The following is a 16,417-nucleotide window of genomic DNA, read 5'->3' as shown; positions in this document are numbered from 1 at the left end:
CCTGATCGGGTTGATGCGGCGCCCGCACACCTTAGGCGCCGCGTCCTTCTCCGCCGGCAAAATCGACTTCCCAGTTGTCCCTTGTCACTTGATCCTCCGCAATCGAGGTGTTGCCCGGTACTTCGCGGTTGAGGTGGAGGAACTCCAAATGCGTCTCATAGTGGTCCAGGACGTCAGTAATGACCTGTTCCTTGGTGTACCCCATGAGGTCATAGCCGTGGCTGCCCTCAAGGGAGAACACCTCCAACCGGAAATACTTTCTGTCCGCGGAGGCGTTGTGGGCATAGGACGGGGTGTCGTACTGCACGGGGTAGATCTGGTATTTGAAACCACGCTCTTTGGCCATGCCCACCTGCAGGTCCAGTTGGTGGATGCCGTACGGGGCAACTTCGCCTTCGCAGAGGACAACGTCGGCGCCTTGCTCCCGCAGCTCGTCGTGGACATCCTGCAGAGCGGGCCGGGCCACGGTCTGGATAAAGCGTTCGGCCTGCCGCGGGCCCGGGTAGGTCATTACGCGGGAAAGCCGCTGGCGCCAGCTGCGTCCGCCGCGCGCGTCCAAGCTGCGCCCGGCAATGATGCTTGGCAGTGAGGCGCGGTAACTGTCCGTGAGCGAGTTCTCCACCCGCAGGGCCTTGTAAACCCCAAGCATGATGAACAGCAGCAGGATGGAGAGCGGCAGTCCCATGATGATGGTGGCGTTCTGCAAGGTGGTCACCCCGCCCACCATCAGCATGGCCAGGGTGAGCAGGCCGGTCGCCACGGACCAGAAGATGCGCAGCCACTTCGGTCCGTCGGAATCCGCATCCTTTAGATGGGAGGTGAAGTTCGCCATGACCAGCGCACCGGAGTCCGCAGAGGTCACATAAAACAACAGGCCGGTGAAGGTGGCAATGGCCGCCGTCGCGGGCGCCCAGGGATATTGCTCCAGCAGACCGTAGAAGGCCCGCTCCGGCTGGTTCATGGCCATTTCCCCGAAGGCGGCATTGCCGCCCATGACCAGGTCCAGGGCGGAGTTGCCGAAGATCGAGATCCACAGCAGGATGAAGGCGAAGGGGACAATCATGGTGCCCAGGACAAACTCGCGGATCGTCCGGCCGCGGGAGATCCGGGCAAGGAACAGGCCCACGAATGGTGCCCAGGCGATCCACCAGGCCCAGAAGAACAGGGTCCAGGAGCTCAGCCACTCATCCGGGCGGTCATAGGCCATGGTGTCCATGGTCATGGAGGGAAAGCTGCTGAGGACGTCGCCGATGTTCTGGACAATTCCGTCCAGCAGGAAGCTGGTCCTGCCGGCTATCAGGACAAAGAGCATCAGGCCGACGGCGAGGATCACGTTGAGCTCTGAGAGCCGGCGGATTCCCTTTTCCACTCCTGAAACCGTGGAGATGGTGGCCATGATGACCGACAGGGCAATCAGGGAAATCTGCACCGTAAGGTTTTCCGGCAAACCGAACATAAAGCTCAGCCCGTAGTTCAACTGCACGACGCCGATGCCCAGCGAGGTGGCGATGCCAAAGATGGTGCCCAGCAGGGCGGCGATGTCCACCCCGTGGCCCAGCGGTCCGTCAATTCTCTTTCCGAAGATTGGGTGCAGGGCTGATCGGATGCTCAGGGGCAGGTTGTGCCGGTATGCGAAGTAGCCCAGCGCCAGGCCCATCAGGGCATACAGTGCCCAACCGGTGATGCCGTAGTGAAACAGGGTCAGCACCAGTGCCTGCCGCGCCGCTTCCGCGGTGGCGCCGTCGCCCGCGGGCGGAGCCAGATACTGGGTGACCGGCTCGGAAACCGAGAAGAACATCAGGTCAATGCCAATCCCGGCGGCGAACAACATGGCCGCCCAGGTAAACATGCTGAAGTGGGGCTTGGAATGGTCCGGGCCGAGCTTGGTCTTGCCCACGCGTGTCAGCGCCGTGGCCAGGACAAAGATCACGGTCAGGCTGACCACCAGGAAGTAGTACCAGCCCATGTTGACGGAGACCCACCGCACCATGGAACCGATAACGAACTCGGCGTTGTCAGTGGCCAGCATCCCCCAGAGGGCAATGGCCAGGACGCCGGCGGCGGAACCAATGAAGACCGTCTTATTAACCCGGGTCCGGAGGCCGGCGGTTTCCGCAGGCTCCGGGTCCGCAAGTTCTCTCATGGGGACAATCCTTCAGGTTGCTGTGGAGTTGTAGTTTGCTCCGGCAGTCAAAAGCGTTGGTGTCCAGGCAACGCACCAGCCCGCACTGTTCTTCACGGCAGCACGCACGGCAGCGGCCGTCTGGGCGGCTGAGGGGGCAATTCGAACTTATCAAAAGCCTGATCAGCACCCTTATTTGTATGGTTGGGATCACGGCCGGACGGTGCTGCCGGGCCTTCCCGGACCCCTGTCCAGCACGGGTTTTCCCTGCTACGGTTTTGCAAAACAGGCCGTCCGCGGCCTCGGCGCACAACCCGCTTCCACTGATTCTGCTGACGGCCCGTCCGGCGCCGATGGCCTTTGGAGGGCCCGAACCGGTGGCCGGTTGTTCTACAGAGGGGTAGAAACCATGTCCGAACCGGACTCCGCAGCCGCATCCACCAAACGCACTTTTGGCAGGCGGCAGATCCAAGCCGGCCACGCGCTCATGATCGTCGTCGGCAGGACCATTGCCTATCCCGTCGGAGAAGTATGGGCGGCCTTGACGGACCCGGATGCCTTGGAGAAGTACGTGGGACGGCCCGAGGGGGATTTGCGGCGGGGAGGCAGCTACGAACTCCCCGACGGCACCAGGGGTGCCATCCTGCGGTGCGATCCGCCCCGGCTGTTGACGGTCTCCTTCACCCGTCCGGGCGGACAAGCCGCCGAACTCGAAGTGCATTTGGCGGCCGAGGATTCATATACGCATGTGGAGTTGAAGTACGCATCGGTGCGCAGGGGCTTTTTCCTTATTAACTCGGATTCCGGGGAATGGGCAGCAGGTCCGGGGTGGGAATTCTTCCTCGATCACCTCGCTGGCTATCTCGGCGGGGAGGAATTTCAGGAAACCATGGGAGTGATCGGCTGGACCTCGCTGGAAGGGGAGCAGCAGCGGCTGTACGAGGCGCGAAACGCAGAGTGGGAGCGGGCCAAAGAGGACTGGGACCACGAGCACGAAGCTGTTCCCGGCCTCTCCTAAAGCGGGTTCATGCCATTCCGGGTCTGCGTTCGACGTTTTCGGTCAAAGCGCGGGAAAACCGGGCCTCATCGTCGTGCAAACGCCGTGGATAACCTATACAATTCTAGTTGAGTCGTATTGACTCAACTTTGTTGCGTCCGGTGGGATGATCTTTTCTGGGACTCGCTCCGGAAGCTGGAATCCAGTTTGAGCTTGGAAGGAACCCGTAGTGGACACCAAATTCACCAACAAGAGCCAAGAGGCACTGCAGGCAGCCGCCATGAACGCTGCCACGGCGGGCAATCCCCAAATTGAGCCCGCCCACCTTCTGAAGGCGCTGATGGACCAGCGCCAGGGGGTCGCGGTCGCCCTGCTCAAGGCGGCAGGTGCAAACCCGGACACCGTCAGCGCCGCCGCCAGTAACGCGATCCACGCCCTGCCGTCGTCGTCGGGGTCTTCAGTGGCTCAGCCGCAGTTCTCGCGTCCCATGCTGCAGGTGATCACCGCGGCCCAGCAGGAAGCCGAACAACTGGGTGATGCCTTCGTTTCGACGGAGCATCTGTTGCTTGGTCTGTCCCTGGACAGCGGTGCGGCCGGCAAGGCCCTGCGGGACAACGGTGCCGGCCATGATGCTTTGCAGGCAGCCCTTCCATCTGTACGAGGAGACCGAAAAGTGACCAATGCCGACCCGGAAAACACCTTTCAGGCGCTGGAAAAGTTCAGCACCGACCTCACCGAAATGGCACGCAGCGGCAAACTGGATCCGGTCATCGGACGCGATTCCGAGATTCGCCGCGTCATCCAGGTGCTGAGCAGGCGGACCAAGAACAACCCCGTGCTGATCGGGGAGCCCGGCGTCGGCAAGACCGCCGTCGTCGAGGGACTGGCCCAGCGGATCGTGGCGGGGGATGTTCCGGAAAGCCTGAACGGCAAGACACTGCTCTCCCTGGACCTGGGCTCCATGGTGGCCGGAGCCAAATACCGCGGTGAGTTCGAGGAGCGTTTCAAGGCCGTGCTGGAGGAAATCTCCAACGCCGAAGGTCAAATTGTCACTTTCATCGATGAGCTGCACACCGTGGTGGGCGCCGGTGCCGCTGAAGGCTCCATGGACGCCGGGAACATGCTCAAGCCAATGCTGGCGCGCGGCGAGCTTCGCCTGATCGGCGCCACCACGCTCGATGAATACCGCGAGAACATTGAAAAGGACGCTGCACTGGAGCGTCGCTTCCAGCAGGTTTATGTGGGGGAGCCCAGCGTCCCTGACACCATCGGTATCCTGCGCGGACTGAAGGAACGCTACGAGGCGCACCACAAGGTGGCCATTGCGGATTCCGCCCTGGTGGCCGCTGCCACCCTGTCCAACCGCTACATCACCGGCCGCCAGCTGCCGGACAAGGCCATCGACCTGGTGGACGAGGCGGCCTCCAGGCTGCGCATGGAGATCGACTCCGCTCCGGAGGAAATCGATGAGCTCCGCCGTGCAGTCGACCGGCTGACGATGGAGGAGTTGGCTCTGGCCAACGAGACGGACGCCGGCTCCGTGGAGCGGCTGGCAGTCCTGCGTGAGGACATGGCGAACAAGAAGGAAGAGCTCGCGGCCCTGAATGCGCGCTGGGAAGCGGAGAAAGCAGGCCTGAACCGGGTGGGCGATCTCAAGGCCCAGATTGATGAGCTCCGCAGTGAAGCGGAAAAGTTCCAGCGCGACGGCGACCTCACCGAAGCCTCCCGCATCCTCTACGGTGAAATTCCCGCGCTTCAGAAGGAGCTGGAGGCGGCCCAGCAGGCGGAGGAAAGCACCTTTGGCGAGGAAACCCGGGAGCTGATGGTCTCGGAGGAAGTCACCGCCGATGACATTGCCGAGGTTGTCTCTGCCTGGACCGGTGTTCCGGCCGGCCGGATGCTCCAAGGCGAATCCCAGAAGCTGCTGGACATGGAGGAGAACATCGGTTCCCGCCTGATCGGCCAGACCAAGGCTGTGAGCGCCGTTTCCGATGCGGTCCGCCGGTCCCGTGCCGGGGTCAGCGACCCGGACCGGCCCACCGGTTCCTTCCTCTTCCTCGGTCCCACTGGCGTCGGCAAGACCGAGCTGGCCAAAGCGCTCGCCGAGTTCCTCTTCGACGATGAGCGTGCCATGGTGCGCATTGACATGAGCGAGTACTCGGAGAAGCATGCGGTGTCCCGGCTGGTCGGTGCTCCTCCCGGATACGTGGGGTACGAGGAGGGTGGCCAGCTGACCGAAGCGGTCCGACGCCGGCCGTACTCCGTCATCCTGCTGGACGAGGTGGAAAAAGCCCATCCGGAAGTCTTCGACATCCTGCTCCAGGTGCTCGACGACGGCCGGCTCACCGACGGCCAGGGCCGCACCGTGGACTTCCGCAATGTCATCCTGATCCTGACCTCCAACCTCGGGTCCCAGTTCCTGGTGGACCCCGGCCTGACGGAGGAGCAAAAGCGGGAGTCGGTCATGGCCATGGTCAACTCCAACTTCAAGCCCGAGTTCCTGAACCGCCTGGACGACGTCATCCTGTTCGATCCGCTGAGCCTGGAGGACCTGTCCAAGATTGTGGATATCCAGGTGCAGGCCCTGGCGAACCGGCTGCATGAACGCCGCCTGGTCCTTGACGTCACCGACGCGGCACGCGAATGGCTGGCGCTGACCGGATATGACCCGGCCTACGGTGCCCGCCCGCTGCGGCGGCTGGTGCAGCGGGAGATCGGCGATAAGCTCGCCCGCGGCATCCTGGCGGGCAGGATCAGCGACGGGGACACCGTGCTGGTGGACCGCCCCGAGGGGAACGTCAGCCTTGACGGCGAAGAGCTGGTGGCCGAACCGGTGGGACTGACGGTCGAAGCGGCCTAGGCGGGTGCCCCCTCCGCACCCGGCCGCCCTCGGGCTAGTCGGCCAGCAGCGACGCCGTCAGGTCCGCTTCTCCGTTGGAGACCACAAAGCAGTCGATCCGGCGGTCCCCGTCATCCCATGACTCGCGGGTGGGAATGACTTTGTTCTCCTGAAGGTCCAAATCAGGGGAATCGGTCAACACATCGGAGTAGCGGACCTCGGAGCACACCTCCGTGGCACGTTCCGAGAGCGCATCGGTGCCGGGGAACTCGTCGCTGTCCGGGTAGGTGGCCGAGGCGACCAGCTGGGCGTTGTGGGGGGTTTCGCAGGTGACCACCGTTGCGGGTTCGTTGACTCCGGTGAAGCCGGCCAGGCAGGCTCCGGCGTCCAGCTCGATGGGTGCCACGTTCTCTTCCAGCACCCCGGGTTCCTTTTCGGAACCCAGCACCACGGTAAAGAACAGCACCACCAGGACAGCGAGCACCCCCAGCACTCCAATGATGAGCAGGGTGCGTTTGCTTCCCCCGTTGCCGGACGTTGGCGCTGCGGCAGGGGATTCGGCATCGCGGCGGGACCGGCGGGAGTCGGCAGGCACTGCCGGGGCAGCGGTCTCCTCCGGCTCAGCCGGTTCCGGCCCCACCGGGGTGGAGCTGTCCTCCGGAGCCTCCTCGTCATTCGCAGTCCCGTTGCCGGTCATGGGGGCCGCCGCAGCGATTCCCTCGGTGCGGCTGACCGCGGCAGGGTGATTGGCTGCCGGGTCGGTGAGGACCGCGGCGTCCGCTGCTTCGGCCTCCACTTCCTTGACCTCTGCTGCCGCATCATTGAGCGAGGCTGCCTCGGCCGCCTCGGAGCTGATGTCGGGGCTTTCCAGCGACGGTTCTTCCAAGGTGACATCATCCGGATTGGTCAGCGCCGGTTCTTCGGCCGCGGCGGCACTGTCTGCAGCGCTGCCGTCGTTCCGGCTGTCTGCTGCGCCGTCGACGTCGGCAGCACCCTCGAACGCGGCAGTCCAGACCTGGGTGTCGTGACCGTCATCCCCTGACAGCCACTGCGGCGCCTCCGCGTGGGCTTCCAGGTCCGGCAGCCCGGACGCCGCAGGAGTAACCGCAGCGGGGTCCTCCGCCGGTGGCTTCACCGGGGAAGCTCCCGACGCGGGAGGGGAATCTGTCCCCGGTGTGCTGTCTTTATCGCTCATGGTGAACGTCAGTCCTCCCTGTAGGTGGCCCGTAAGGGGCCCCAAATCTGTCTCCACCCCTGACTTTACCCAGTGTCGGCGCGGTAGCGCAGGATGGGGGGTTGCAGGTGGTGCGGACAATCCCGTGCCTTGGAGCGCCACAAAGGGCGAGGCGGGGCACAAGGCGGCCCGAAAACATGTAACCTGTACTTACGACAAATTGACCAAATATTCCGGGGCCTCGCTCATCTTGCTCAGAGCGACCACCTCCGGATCGACGCAAAAAGGGGGTCACGCCATGGGGCGCGGCCGTCAAAAGGCAAAAGCAACCAAGCAGGCCCGGGAAATGAAGTACTTCACCCCGGCCACGGACTACTCGGCACTGCAGCGTGAGCTTGCGGGACCAACGAGCCGTCCATCGAGTCGATATCCCGAGGAGCCGGCCGAGCCGGACTACTCGGCGTACGAAGACAAGTACGCGGATCAATTTGGCGACGATGACGACGATGAAGGTACTTCCCGCCGCACCGGTTAAGCGGCACTTCAAAGCGTCGGCCAATTGCTATCCTTCAGCGGATCACCCCTCGGGTGGATCCGCTGAAGGCCGTTAACACCCAAATTTCCGCCGCAGTGGCAGCCCCGCGCTGACCGCGGATGGTGCAGCAACGGGTGCCCATCACAGCAGATGGGCACCCGTTGTTGTGCGGCAGGCGGTACTAGGACGCGTAGTTTCCCACCAGGCGGACGGCGCCGCCGTCGACGCCCTTGGCTCCCTGGACGTAGTCCGGGCCTGCCTGTGCCGGACCTGCAGCACCAACCGTGCCCATGACCCAGGCCGGGACGCCGCGTTCGGCAAGCCGGGCAACCGCTGCATCTGCGCCGGCGGCGTCCACAATGGCCACCATTCCCACGCCGAGGTTCAGGGTGCGTTCCAGATCGGGCTGCGGGACGTTGCCCAGTTCACCCACCAGCTTGAAGATGGGCGGCAGCTCCCACGTGGAGCGGTCCACCGTCGCCTCGAGGCCCTTGGGCAGCACACGTGCCAGGTTGGCGGCGAGGCCGCCGCCGGTAACGTGGCTGAATCCGTGAACGCCTGGTGCTTCCAGCCGGGCCAGGTCCAGGCAGTCAGCGGCATACACACGGGTGGGTTCCAGCAGCTCTTCGCCCAGTGTCCGGCCGAACTCGCTGACCTGGCGCTCCAGCTGCCAGCCGGCGCGGTTGATGACGCTGCGGACCAGCGAGTAACCGTTGGAATGCAGGCCCGAGGAGGCCATGCCGATCACCACGTCGCCGCTGCGGACACGCTCGGGGCCCAACAGGTTGTGGGCCTCCACCACTCCGGTGGCGGCACCGGCAACGTCGTACTCGTGTTCGCCCAGCAGGCCGGGGTGCTCGGCTGTTTCACCGCCCACCAGTGCGGTGCCGGCCACCTCGCAGGCCGCAGCGATGCCGCGGACAATATCAGCGATGCGCTCCGGGACCACCTTGCCGCACGCAATGTAATCGGTCATGAACAGCGGTTCGGCACCCACCACCACGATGTCATCCACCACCATGCCCACCAGGTCAAAACCGATGGTGTCGTGGATATCCATGGCCTGGGCAATGGCAACCTTGGTGCCCACGCCGTCGGTGGACGTTGCCAGCAGTGGCTTCTTGTAGGTCAGGAGCCGGGACACGTCATAGAGCCCGGCGAAACCGCCTACTCCGCCCAGGACGGAGGAATTGTGGGTGGCCTTCACAGCTGCCTTCATCAATTCAACGGCTTTGTCTCCGGCTTCAACGTCCACGCCCGCTGAGGCATAGGTGATGGCGGTGTCGGACGAGCTCATACGGCTTCCTTCTTATCGGGTTCGGTGAGGAGGTTCTCAAACTCGGAATCGGGTCCGGGATCGCAGCCGTTGGAGCCGTCCGCGTCCGCAGGGTTGGCCGGTGCTGCGGACTCCAACAGGGACTTGCCCAGTTTGTCCGCTGCCGGCAGCTCAATCGGATACACGCCGGTGAAGCAGGCGGTGCACAGGCGCTGTCGGGGCTGCTGGGTGGCGCCGATCATGCCGTCTTCGGAGATGTATGCCAGGCTGTCAGCCCCGATGGAAGCACAGATCTCCTCCACGGCGGCACCGTTGGCGATCAGTTCCGCACGGGAGGCGAAGTCGATCCCGTAGAAACAGGGCCACTGGACGGGCGGCGAGGAAATCTTGACATGCACTTCCCGAGCGCCGACTTCGCGCAGCATCCGCACAATGGCCCGCTGGGTGTTGCCGCGGACAATGCTGTCATCGACCACCACCACACGCTTGCCCCGGATGACCGATTCCAGCGCGTTGAGCTTGAGTTTGATGCCCAGTTGCCGCAGTGTCTGGCTGGGCTGGATGAAGGTGCGCCCCACATAGGAGTTTTTGACGAATCCGTGGGCGAAGGGAATTCCGGACTCTTCGGCATAGCCGACGGCGGCGGGGGTTCCGGACTCCGGCACGGGGATGACGATGTCCGCCTCGACCGGATGCTCGCGGGCAAGCTGGCGGCCCATTTCCACCCGGCTTTCATACACCGAACGTCCGTTGATGACGGCGTCGGGCCTGGCCAGGTAGACGTACTCGAAGACACAGCCGGCCGGAGTGGGTTCGCCGAACATGGTGCTCCGGACTCCGTTTTCATCGATCGCGATGAACTCACCGGGCTTGATTTCCCGGATGAAGCTGGCGCCCACGGTGGCCAGTGCGGAACCTTCCGAGGCCACCACCCAGCCGCGGTCCAGCCGGCCCAGGACCAGCGGCCGCACTCCGTACGTGTCGCGCGCTGCATACAGGGTTCCTTCGTCCATGAAGACGAAGGAGAAGGCGCCGCGCAGCTTGGGCAGCAGTTCCAGTGCTGTTTCTTCAAGGGACCGGCCGTCCGAGCCGTTGAGCAGGGCGGTGACCAGCGCCGTGTCCGAGGTGTTGCCCTGGGCAATCTCACCGGAGCGCGGGCGTCCCTCGCGGTCAACGATCATGTCGTAGAGTTCGGCGGAGTTGGTCAGGTTGCCGTTGTGGGCCAGAGCCACTGTGCCGCTGGCGGTTGCACCAAGGGTGGGCTGCGCGTTGGCCCAGTGGGAGGCTCCGGTGGTGGAATAGCGGCAGTGCCCCACCGCGATGTGTCCGCCCAGGGTGTTCAGCGTCGTCTCGTCGAAGACCTGGGACACCAAACCCATGTCCTTATAGACACTGATTCTGTTGCCGTCACTGGTGGCTATGCCTGCGGACTCCTGTCCGCGGTGCTGCAGTGCATAAAGCCCGTAGTAGGTAAGTTTTGCTACCTCTTCGCCGGGGGCCCAGACGCCGAAAACTCCGCAGGCATCCTGCGGGCCTTTTTCGCCGGGCATGAGATCGTGGGAAAGCTTTCCGTCACCGCGTGCCATGTGTTTAGTGTCTCACGCCATGGGGAAACCCCGACCTTCGTGCGCAACCATTACGGCTCGGGGCAGGCGGAGTTACTCTTCGTCGCGCTCGACGACGGCGCGGCGGGTTTTGCGGACGCTGATCCAGTCCAGGAGCAGGGCAACCAGAGCGCCGAGCGCCACGCCCGGGATCGCAAACATGACGGTGAAGAAGCCCAGGGTTGCTTCGCGCGTGTAGGTGGGGTTTTCCGGTCCGACATAGGCGACCAGCAGCGCGGCAATGAAGCCGGCGATCACGCCAAGCAGGAGGAAGGGAACGAAGCGGGGAGCGCGGCGGATGGTTATCTCACGGCGTTCAGGGTTGTGCTGCTGGGAATCCATACGAAAAATTCTACCGGCAGTAGAGGTTATTGGCCTGCACGGAAGAGCGGCAGCCATTCCGAAAGGTTGGCCCTCAGCCCGGAGGCCGCCACCTTTCCGGCCTGGAGGGATTCCTCCCAGGACTGCTGCCCGGAGACCAGGGCGAGCCAGGTGGCGGCGTCGGTTTCAATCACGTTGGGCGGGGTGCCGCGGGTGTGCCGGGGTCCGGCCACGCACTGAGTGACGCCGAACGGCGGAACCCGAACCTCCACGCTGTTGCCCGGTGCCCGCTCCGCCAGCTCTTCCAGCGAATAGCGCACGGCCGTGGCCAGGGTATTCCGGTTGGGTTTGGTTCCGCCTGCTGCTGCCGCGAGGGCCGCGCGCAGCGCAGCTTCGCCGTCGGTGGCGGGGACCCGTCGTCGTGCCATGAGGTGTTCGGCCGGTCCGCTCAGGAATCCAGCAGTGCGGAATCCAGCAGCGCCGTCACCGGTGCGCCCAGGCGGATGCTGCCCACCGGCTCGCCGCCGCCCAGAATGGGGCGGACAATCTTGTCCAGCACTGCGCTGATCTTGCCGGGATCCACCGCACCGCTGGCTGCGAGCAGGGTCAGCCCCACCAGGGAGGCGGCCCGGGTGTCGCCGTCGAGCATTTTCAGGGCCACCGAGACGCCTGTGTCGGTGCCCAGGACCAGCACCCCCTCGGCGCCGTTCTTGCAGATAATGCCCAAGTCCTCCATCACCACGGTGTTTTCGCGGCCGTGGCCGTGGACGGCCCAGGGGTAGTCGAGCATGGCGGTGGCCACGGTGGCGGCGCGGGCGTTGCCGTGCTTGCCGGCCGGAGCCTTTGCGAGGCGGCCGATGCCGCGGGCCAATCCGGTGAGGGAAACCGCGGCCAGCGGTGCACCGCAGCCGTCAGTGCCCCAGTGGCTGACGCTTTCGCCGGTGAATTCCTCGATGACCTCTTTGATGCGCTGCTGCAGCGGATGCTGAGGGTCCAGGTACGTGGCGTGGTCCCAGTTGTTTTCGGTGCAGGCCCAGAGAAAAGCGGCGTGCTTGCCCGAGCAGTTGAACGCCAGCTTGTTCTTGCCCTTGCCGGCACGGATCAGCTCGTGGCGGGCTGCTTCGTCCTGGGGCCAGTCCTCGGGGCACTGCAGATGCTCCTCGGTGACACCGGCGGCTGCCAGCATGGTCAACACCACGTCGGTGTGCTCCTTGGACCCGGTGTGGCTGGCGGCGGCCAGCGCCACCTGCGGCCCGCGCAGCGGAACACCGGACTGCATGGCGGCCACGGCCTGGAAGGGCTTCAGCGTGGAGCGCGGAAAGATGGGCGTTGTGATGTCGCCCAGGGCGGTGACAACGGTTCCGTCAGCGGCCATGACCACGGCGGACCCAATGTGGCGGGACTCGATGAAACCGCTGCGTTCCACAACGGCTAGTTCAACGGCATCGGACGCAGTAAAAGTGGCAGGCATGCTTCTATTCCACCATGAACTGCACTGACTGCCAGCCGGAGGCTCCGTCCGGAACCGTGTCGGCCCGGGCGTCCGTCTGGACGCCGTCCTGCGGGTCAGCGGCCCGGGCGCGGACCGTGTGGTTGCCGCTGGAAAGGGCTTCGGTGCGGAAGGAAAACTGGCGCCAGGTGTCCACCGACGCCTCGGCGGCGAGAAGCGCCGGCTGCCAGTCGCCGTCGTCAATGGAGATCTCCACCCCGGTGATGCCGCGCTGCTGGGACCATGCGGTGCCGCCCACGTCCACGGGACCGGCCGGAACCCGGGCGAACGACGCCGGAACCTCCACCCGCGCCATGGTCTTCACGGGCGCTTTCTCGGCCCATCCGCGGTCCGTCCAGTAGGCGGTCTGTGCGTCAAAACGCGTCACTTCCATGTCGATGATCCACTTGGTGGCGGACACGAAGCCGTACAGTCCGGGCACCACCATCCGCACCGGATACCCGTGCACCGGGGGCAGCGGTTCGCCGTTCATGCCCACCGCCAGCAGCGCATCACGGTCATCCTGCAGCACTTCCAGCGGCGTGGAGGCACTGAATCCGTCGATGCTGGTGGAGAGCACCATGTCCGCGTCCGCGGTGGGGCGTGCCCGGGCGAGCAGCTCGCGCACCGGAAGGCCCAGCCACTTGGCGGTGCCGGCCAGGTCTCCGCCCAACGGATTGGAAACGCAGGTCAGGGTGAGGTGACGTTCCACGAGGTCGGAGTCCAGCAACTCGGCAAAGTTGATCCGCACCTCCTGTTCCACCAGGCCGTGGATCCGCAGTTCCCAGGTTTCGGCATCAATTTCGGGCACGCTCAGGGCGGTGTCGATCCGGTAGAAATCCGCGTTGGGCGTCAGCCACGGGGTCACTCCGGACACCGGTGACTGCAGTCCGGACGGCAGCGCAGGCGGCGGAGTTGCGGCGGTCGGCAGCATAAGTGCGGCACGGAAGGACGCGGTGGTGTTCCGGGCCGAGGCGATGGCCCGGCCGCCGGCCGCTGCGGCAGTTGCAGCGAGGGCGGTGAGCCCGGCGGCGGCGAAAAAACCGCGGCGGCTGGGAGCGGGACTTCTGCGGGGTGCGGGGGACGGACTGCCGATGCCGGCCCCGGCACCGCCGTCGTTCCTGCCGTCCCCCGCCGAGACCTCGGCGGGCGGTGCCGCGGAGGACCCCGCCGCCGGATTTCCACTATTCTCCTGCGGAGTTTCAACCGCAACGGTTGGCATGGCTCCGGTGGCGGGAATGCGGCGAATCAGTCCGCGCAGGACAAGGATCCCGACGGCGGTGCCCAGCACGGTGGGGCCGGCATCCACCGGCGAGGCGCCGGCCCGGGTCAGCACGCAGGCCACCATCACCGCTCCCATGACGACGACGGCGGCCACGCCCAGCCCCCAGCGGCGGCGCGCCAGCACCCCGGCACAGGCTGCCAGCACCGCAATAGTCAGGGCCATGCCCGCAAACAGCGCGGCCTTGTCATTGGTGCCGAAGGTTTCCACCGCGAAGTTCTTCAGCCACAGGGGAGTGAAGTCAATGAAAGTGGACCCCAGCGCAATCAGCGGCCGCGCCCGGGCTGTGAAGAAGGCTCCGGCGAGCTCTGCGGCGGCCAGCACTGTGGCGGCGGCGAGAATTCCGGCCAGTGCGGCGTACAAGGTGCTGCGCAGGTTCCGGAAGCGGTGGGCGTGGGACTTCGGAGAAGCGGTCATGGCACTTATTCGCAGCCGGGGCACGTCCGTATGGGTTGTATGGGTTGCCGGCCGGGCAGGTCCGGGCGGCGCCGTCACGGGTTCGTCACAAGCCGGCGGTTCTTTCTGCTGCCGGAGCCAAGCCAGTACGCTGAACTACTGTGAAGGTTCTCGTTGTAGGCCCCGGTGGCCGCGAACATGCCCTTGTCCGATCCCTGCTGGCCGATCCCTACGTTCGCGAGGTGCACGCAGCCCCCGGCAATGCGGGCATGGCGCAGATGGTCCCGGTCCATGCGGTCAACGCCAGTGACCCCGCGGAGGTGACCGCTCTGGCCCGCAGCCTCGGGTCCGACCTGGTGGTGATCGGCCCGGAGGCCCCGCTGGCCGCAGGTGTTGCCGATGCCCTCCGGGAGGCCGGCATCCCCGTGTTTGGCCCGTCGAAGGCGGCCGCACAGCTGGAGGCATCCAAGGCGTTCGCCAAACAGGTGATGGCGGCGGCCGGTGTGCCCACCGCCATGGCACGGGTGGCCTCCACCGCTGAGGAGGCTGCCGATGCCCTGGACACCTTCGGCGCCCCGTACGTGGTCAAGGATGACGGGCTCGCCGCCGGCAAGGGCGTGGTGGTCACCTCCGACCGCGACGAAGCTTTGGCCCACGCCCGGGCCTGCTTCGATGTTGGCGGCTCGGTGGTGATTGAAGAATTCCTGGACGGACCCGAAGTGTCCCTCTTTGTCCTCTCCGACGGACGGAACGTAGTTCCGTTGGCCCCGGCACAGGACTTCAAACGCATTTACGACGGCGATGAAGGCCCCAACACCGGCGGCATGGGCGCCTATTCGCCGCTGACCTGGGTTCCGGCGGACCTGGTCGACAACGTTGTCCAGCGCGTTGCACAGCCTACGGTCGACGAAATGGCAGCCCGCGGCACGCCGTTTGTCGGCGTCCTGTACTGCGGCCTGGCCCTGACCTCACGCGGAGTGCGGGTCATTGAGTTCAACGCACGCTTCGGCGATCCGGAAACCCAGGCCGTGCTGGCCCGCCTCAAGACTCCGCTGGGCGGACTGCTGATGGCCGCAGCCAAGGGCGAACTGGATGCCATGGAACAGCTGAAGTGGGATCCCCGGACCGCAGTTGCCGTGGTGGTGGCTGCCGCCAACTATCCGGACGCACCGCGCACCGGCGACCGGATCCGCGGGCTGAAGAAGGCCGAAAAGATTGACGGCGTGCACGTGCTGCACGCCGGCACCCGGCTCGAGGACGGCAAGGTGGTCTCCGCCGGTGGGCGGGTGCTGGCCGTCGTCGGCCTGGGCGCTGACCTGCAGGCCGCCCGCGACTTGGCCTACGCGGGCGTGGACACGATCTCGCTGGATGGATCCCAGCACCGCACCGACATTGCCCTGAAGGCGCTGCACGGTGAGGTGGCCGTTCCCGCAGGCTCCCAGCCCGTGGCCGACCGCGACGTAGATGGAGACCTGGCATGAGCGCCCCCGAATTGGCCGGTTGGACCCACGTCTATTCAGGAAAGGTCCGAGACCTGTTTGTCCCGGCGGATCTGTCGGCACCGGGCGCGGGTGAACGGGTCCTGGTGGTGGCCAGCGACCGGATCAGCGCCTTTGACCATGTGCTGAGCTCCGAGATTCCGGACAAGGGCAGGATCCTGACACAGCTGAGCCTATGGTGGTTCGAGCAGCTGAAGGTTCCCCATCACGTGATTTCCGCGGACGAGGGAGTGCCGGCCGAGGTGGCTGGCCGGGCCATGATCTGCAAAAAGCTTCAGATGTATCCGGTGGAGTGCATCGCCCGCGGCTATCTCACGGGCACCGGGCTGGCGGAATACCGGCAGTCGCAGACCGTGTGCGACGTGCCGCTGCCGGCCGGTTTGGTGGACGGTTCCCGGCTGGAGCCGGCCATTTTCACGCCGTCGGCCAAGGCCGAAGTGGGCGAGCATGACGAGAACATCAATTACGAGGCTGTGGTGAAGCTTGTCGGGGTGGGGACAGCGGAGACACTGCGCTCGCTGACGCTGGACATCTACACGGCGGCCGAGGCGATCGCCCGGAACCGCGGCATCATCCTGGCTGACACCAAGGTGGAGTTTGGGCTGGATCCGGCCACCGGCGAGGTCACGCTGGGAGATGAGGTGCTCACCCCGGATTCCTCCCGGTTCTGGGACGCGGCGCTGTACTCGCCGGGTCAGGCCCAGCCGTCCTTCGACAAGCAGTACGTCCGGGATTGGCTGACCTCGCCGGAGTCCGGCTGGGACAAGGCGTCGGACGCGCCGCCGCCGGCGCTGCCCGCCGACGTCGTCGAGCGAACCCGTGCCCGCTATGTGGAGGCCTATGAGCGGCTGACGGGGCGGACGTTCGCCTAGCGCCGAGCGCT

13 protein-coding genes are annotated in these 16,417 nt (G+C 65.5%); 5 read left to right on the top strand and 8 right to left on the bottom strand.

Annotated features, from left to right (window positions below; all coding sequences use genetic code 11):
* Positions 1 to 31: 31 nt before the first annotated feature.
* Positions 32 to 2,143, bottom strand: a complete 2,112-nt coding sequence (gene betT, locus MUG94_RS15150; RefSeq protein WP_227907017.1) for a choline BCCT transporter BetT — start codon at positions 2,141 to 2,143, stop codon at positions 32 to 34.
* Positions 2,144 to 2,531: 388 nt separating this feature from the next.
* On the opposite strand from betT, the gene MUG94_RS15145 reads away from it, so the two are divergent.
* Positions 2,532 to 3,140 carry an SRPBCC domain-containing protein gene (locus MUG94_RS15145; protein ID WP_227890547.1) on the top strand — a complete coding sequence of 203 codons (609 nt, stop codon included), beginning with the start codon at positions 2,532 to 2,534 and terminating at the stop codon, positions 3,138 to 3,140.
* 208 nt (positions 3,141 to 3,348) lie between these two features.
* Positions 3,349 to 5,979 (top strand): ATP-dependent chaperone ClpB, encoded by a 2,631-nt coding sequence (clpB, locus tag MUG94_RS15140; RefSeq protein ID WP_227907015.1) that lies wholly within the window; start codon positions 3,349 to 3,351, stop codon positions 5,977 to 5,979.
* Positions 5,980 to 6,013: 34 nt separating this feature from the next.
* Here the strand turns inward: clpB and MUG94_RS15135 are convergent, their stop codons facing one another.
* The gene (locus tag MUG94_RS15135) at positions 6,014 to 7,153 is read right to left on the bottom strand and encodes a septum formation family protein (RefSeq protein WP_227907013.1); all 1,140 of its coding nucleotides are present in this window, start codon (positions 7,151 to 7,153) and stop codon (positions 6,014 to 6,016) included.
* 277 nt (positions 7,154 to 7,430) lie between these two features.
* Between MUG94_RS15135 and MUG94_RS15130 the strand changes: the two genes are divergently transcribed.
* The gene (locus tag MUG94_RS15130; RefSeq protein WP_104102792.1) at positions 7,431 to 7,667 is read left to right on the top strand and encodes a DUF3073 domain-containing protein; all 237 of its coding nucleotides are present in this window, start codon (positions 7,431 to 7,433) and stop codon (positions 7,665 to 7,667) included.
* A gap of 181 nt (positions 7,668 to 7,848) precedes the next feature.
* Here the strand turns inward: MUG94_RS15130 and purM are convergent, their stop codons facing one another.
* The 6 genes from purM to MUG94_RS15100 all read right to left on the bottom strand — a co-directional run bounded on the left by purM (position 7,849) and on the right by MUG94_RS15100 (position 14,056).
* Positions 7,849 to 8,964, bottom strand: a complete 1,116-nt coding sequence (gene purM / locus MUG94_RS15125) for a phosphoribosylformylglycinamidine cyclo-ligase (RefSeq protein ID WP_227907012.1) — start codon at positions 8,962 to 8,964, stop codon at positions 7,849 to 7,851.
* Positions 8,961 to 10,529: an amidophosphoribosyltransferase gene (gene purF / locus MUG94_RS15120; protein WP_227890543.1), complete on the bottom strand. Its 1,569-nt coding sequence runs from the start codon at positions 10,527 to 10,529 to the stop codon at positions 8,961 to 8,963. Before purF ends, purM begins: the two co-directional genes overlap by 4 nt.
* 72 nt (positions 10,530 to 10,601) lie before the next feature.
* Positions 10,602 to 10,889: a hypothetical protein gene (locus MUG94_RS15115; protein ID WP_227890542.1), complete on the bottom strand. Its 288-nt coding sequence runs from the start codon at positions 10,887 to 10,889 to the stop codon at positions 10,602 to 10,604.
* Positions 10,890 to 10,915: 26 nt separating this feature from the next.
* Complete coding sequence (locus MUG94_RS15110) at positions 10,916 to 11,296, bottom strand: sterol carrier family protein (RefSeq protein ID WP_227890541.1); 381 nt, start codon at positions 11,294 to 11,296, stop codon at positions 10,916 to 10,918.
* 20 nt (positions 11,297 to 11,316) lie between these two features.
* Complete coding sequence (locus MUG94_RS15105) at positions 11,317 to 12,339, bottom strand: asparaginase (protein WP_227890540.1); 1,023 nt, start codon at positions 12,337 to 12,339, stop codon at positions 11,317 to 11,319.
* A gap of 4 nt (positions 12,340 to 12,343) precedes the next feature.
* Entirely contained in the window at positions 12,344 to 14,056 is a 1,713-nt protein-coding gene (locus MUG94_RS15100) for a molybdopterin-dependent oxidoreductase (RefSeq protein ID WP_227907010.1), read from the bottom strand.
* A gap of 140 nt (positions 14,057 to 14,196) precedes the next feature.
* Between MUG94_RS15100 and purD the strand changes: the two genes are divergently transcribed.
* Together purD and MUG94_RS15090 are read left to right on the top strand one after the other, a co-directional pair.
* On the top strand, positions 14,197 to 15,516 hold the full coding sequence (purD, locus tag MUG94_RS15095) for a phosphoribosylamine--glycine ligase (protein ID WP_227907008.1): 1,320 nt from the start codon (positions 14,197 to 14,199) through the stop codon (positions 15,514 to 15,516).
* A complete protein-coding gene (locus MUG94_RS15090; RefSeq protein ID WP_227907006.1) occupies positions 15,513 to 16,406 on the top strand; it encodes a phosphoribosylaminoimidazolesuccinocarboxamide synthase in 894 nt (297 codons plus the stop codon). Before purD ends, MUG94_RS15090 begins: the two co-directional genes overlap by 4 nt.
* Positions 16,407 to 16,417: the final 11 nt, after the last annotated feature.

Source organism: Arthrobacter gengyunqii, from assembly GCF_023022985.1.
GTDB classification, from domain to species: domain Bacteria; phylum Actinomycetota; class Actinomycetes; order Actinomycetales; family Micrococcaceae; genus Arthrobacter_B; species Arthrobacter_B gengyunqii.
Note: the sequence above shows the minus strand (reverse complement) of the source record. Positions and strands in the feature narration are given on the sequence as shown.

Excerpts from the sequence above, each read along its gene's own strand:
- MUG94_RS15115 (WP_227890542.1), bottom strand. The coding sequence starts at position 10,889 with ATGGATTCCCAGCAGCACAACCCTGAACGCCGTGAGATAACCATCCGC.
- MUG94_RS15105 (WP_227890540.1), bottom strand. The coding sequence starts at position 12,339 with ATGCCTGCCACTTTTACTGCGTCCGATGCCGTTGAACTAGCCGTTGTG.
- MUG94_RS15110 (WP_227890541.1), bottom strand. The coding sequence starts at position 11,296 with ATGGCACGACGACGGGTCCCCGCCACCGACGGCGAAGCTGCGCTGCGC.
- betT (WP_227907017.1), bottom strand. The coding sequence starts at position 2,143 with ATGAGAGAACTTGCGGACCCGGAGCCTGCGGAAACCGCCGGCCTCCGG.
- MUG94_RS15100 (WP_227907010.1), bottom strand. The coding sequence starts at position 14,056 with ATGACCGCTTCTCCGAAGTCCCACGCCCACCGCTTCCGGAACCTGCGC.
- purF (WP_227890543.1), bottom strand. The coding sequence starts at position 10,529 with ATGGCACGCGGTGACGGAAAGCTTTCCCACGATCTCATGCCCGGCGAA.
- MUG94_RS15090 (WP_227907006.1), top strand. The coding sequence starts at position 15,513 with ATGAGCGCCCCCGAATTGGCCGGTTGGACCCACGTCTATTCAGGAAAG.
- purM (WP_227907012.1), bottom strand. The coding sequence starts at position 8,964 with ATGAGCTCGTCCGACACCGCCATCACCTATGCCTCAGCGGGCGTGGAC.
- MUG94_RS15145 (WP_227890547.1), top strand. The coding sequence starts at position 2,532 with ATGTCCGAACCGGACTCCGCAGCCGCATCCACCAAACGCACTTTTGGC.
- MUG94_RS15135 (WP_227907013.1), bottom strand. The coding sequence starts at position 7,153 with ATGAGCGATAAAGACAGCACACCGGGGACAGATTCCCCTCCCGCGTCG.
- MUG94_RS15130 (WP_104102792.1), top strand. The coding sequence starts at position 7,431 with ATGGGGCGCGGCCGTCAAAAGGCAAAAGCAACCAAGCAGGCCCGGGAA.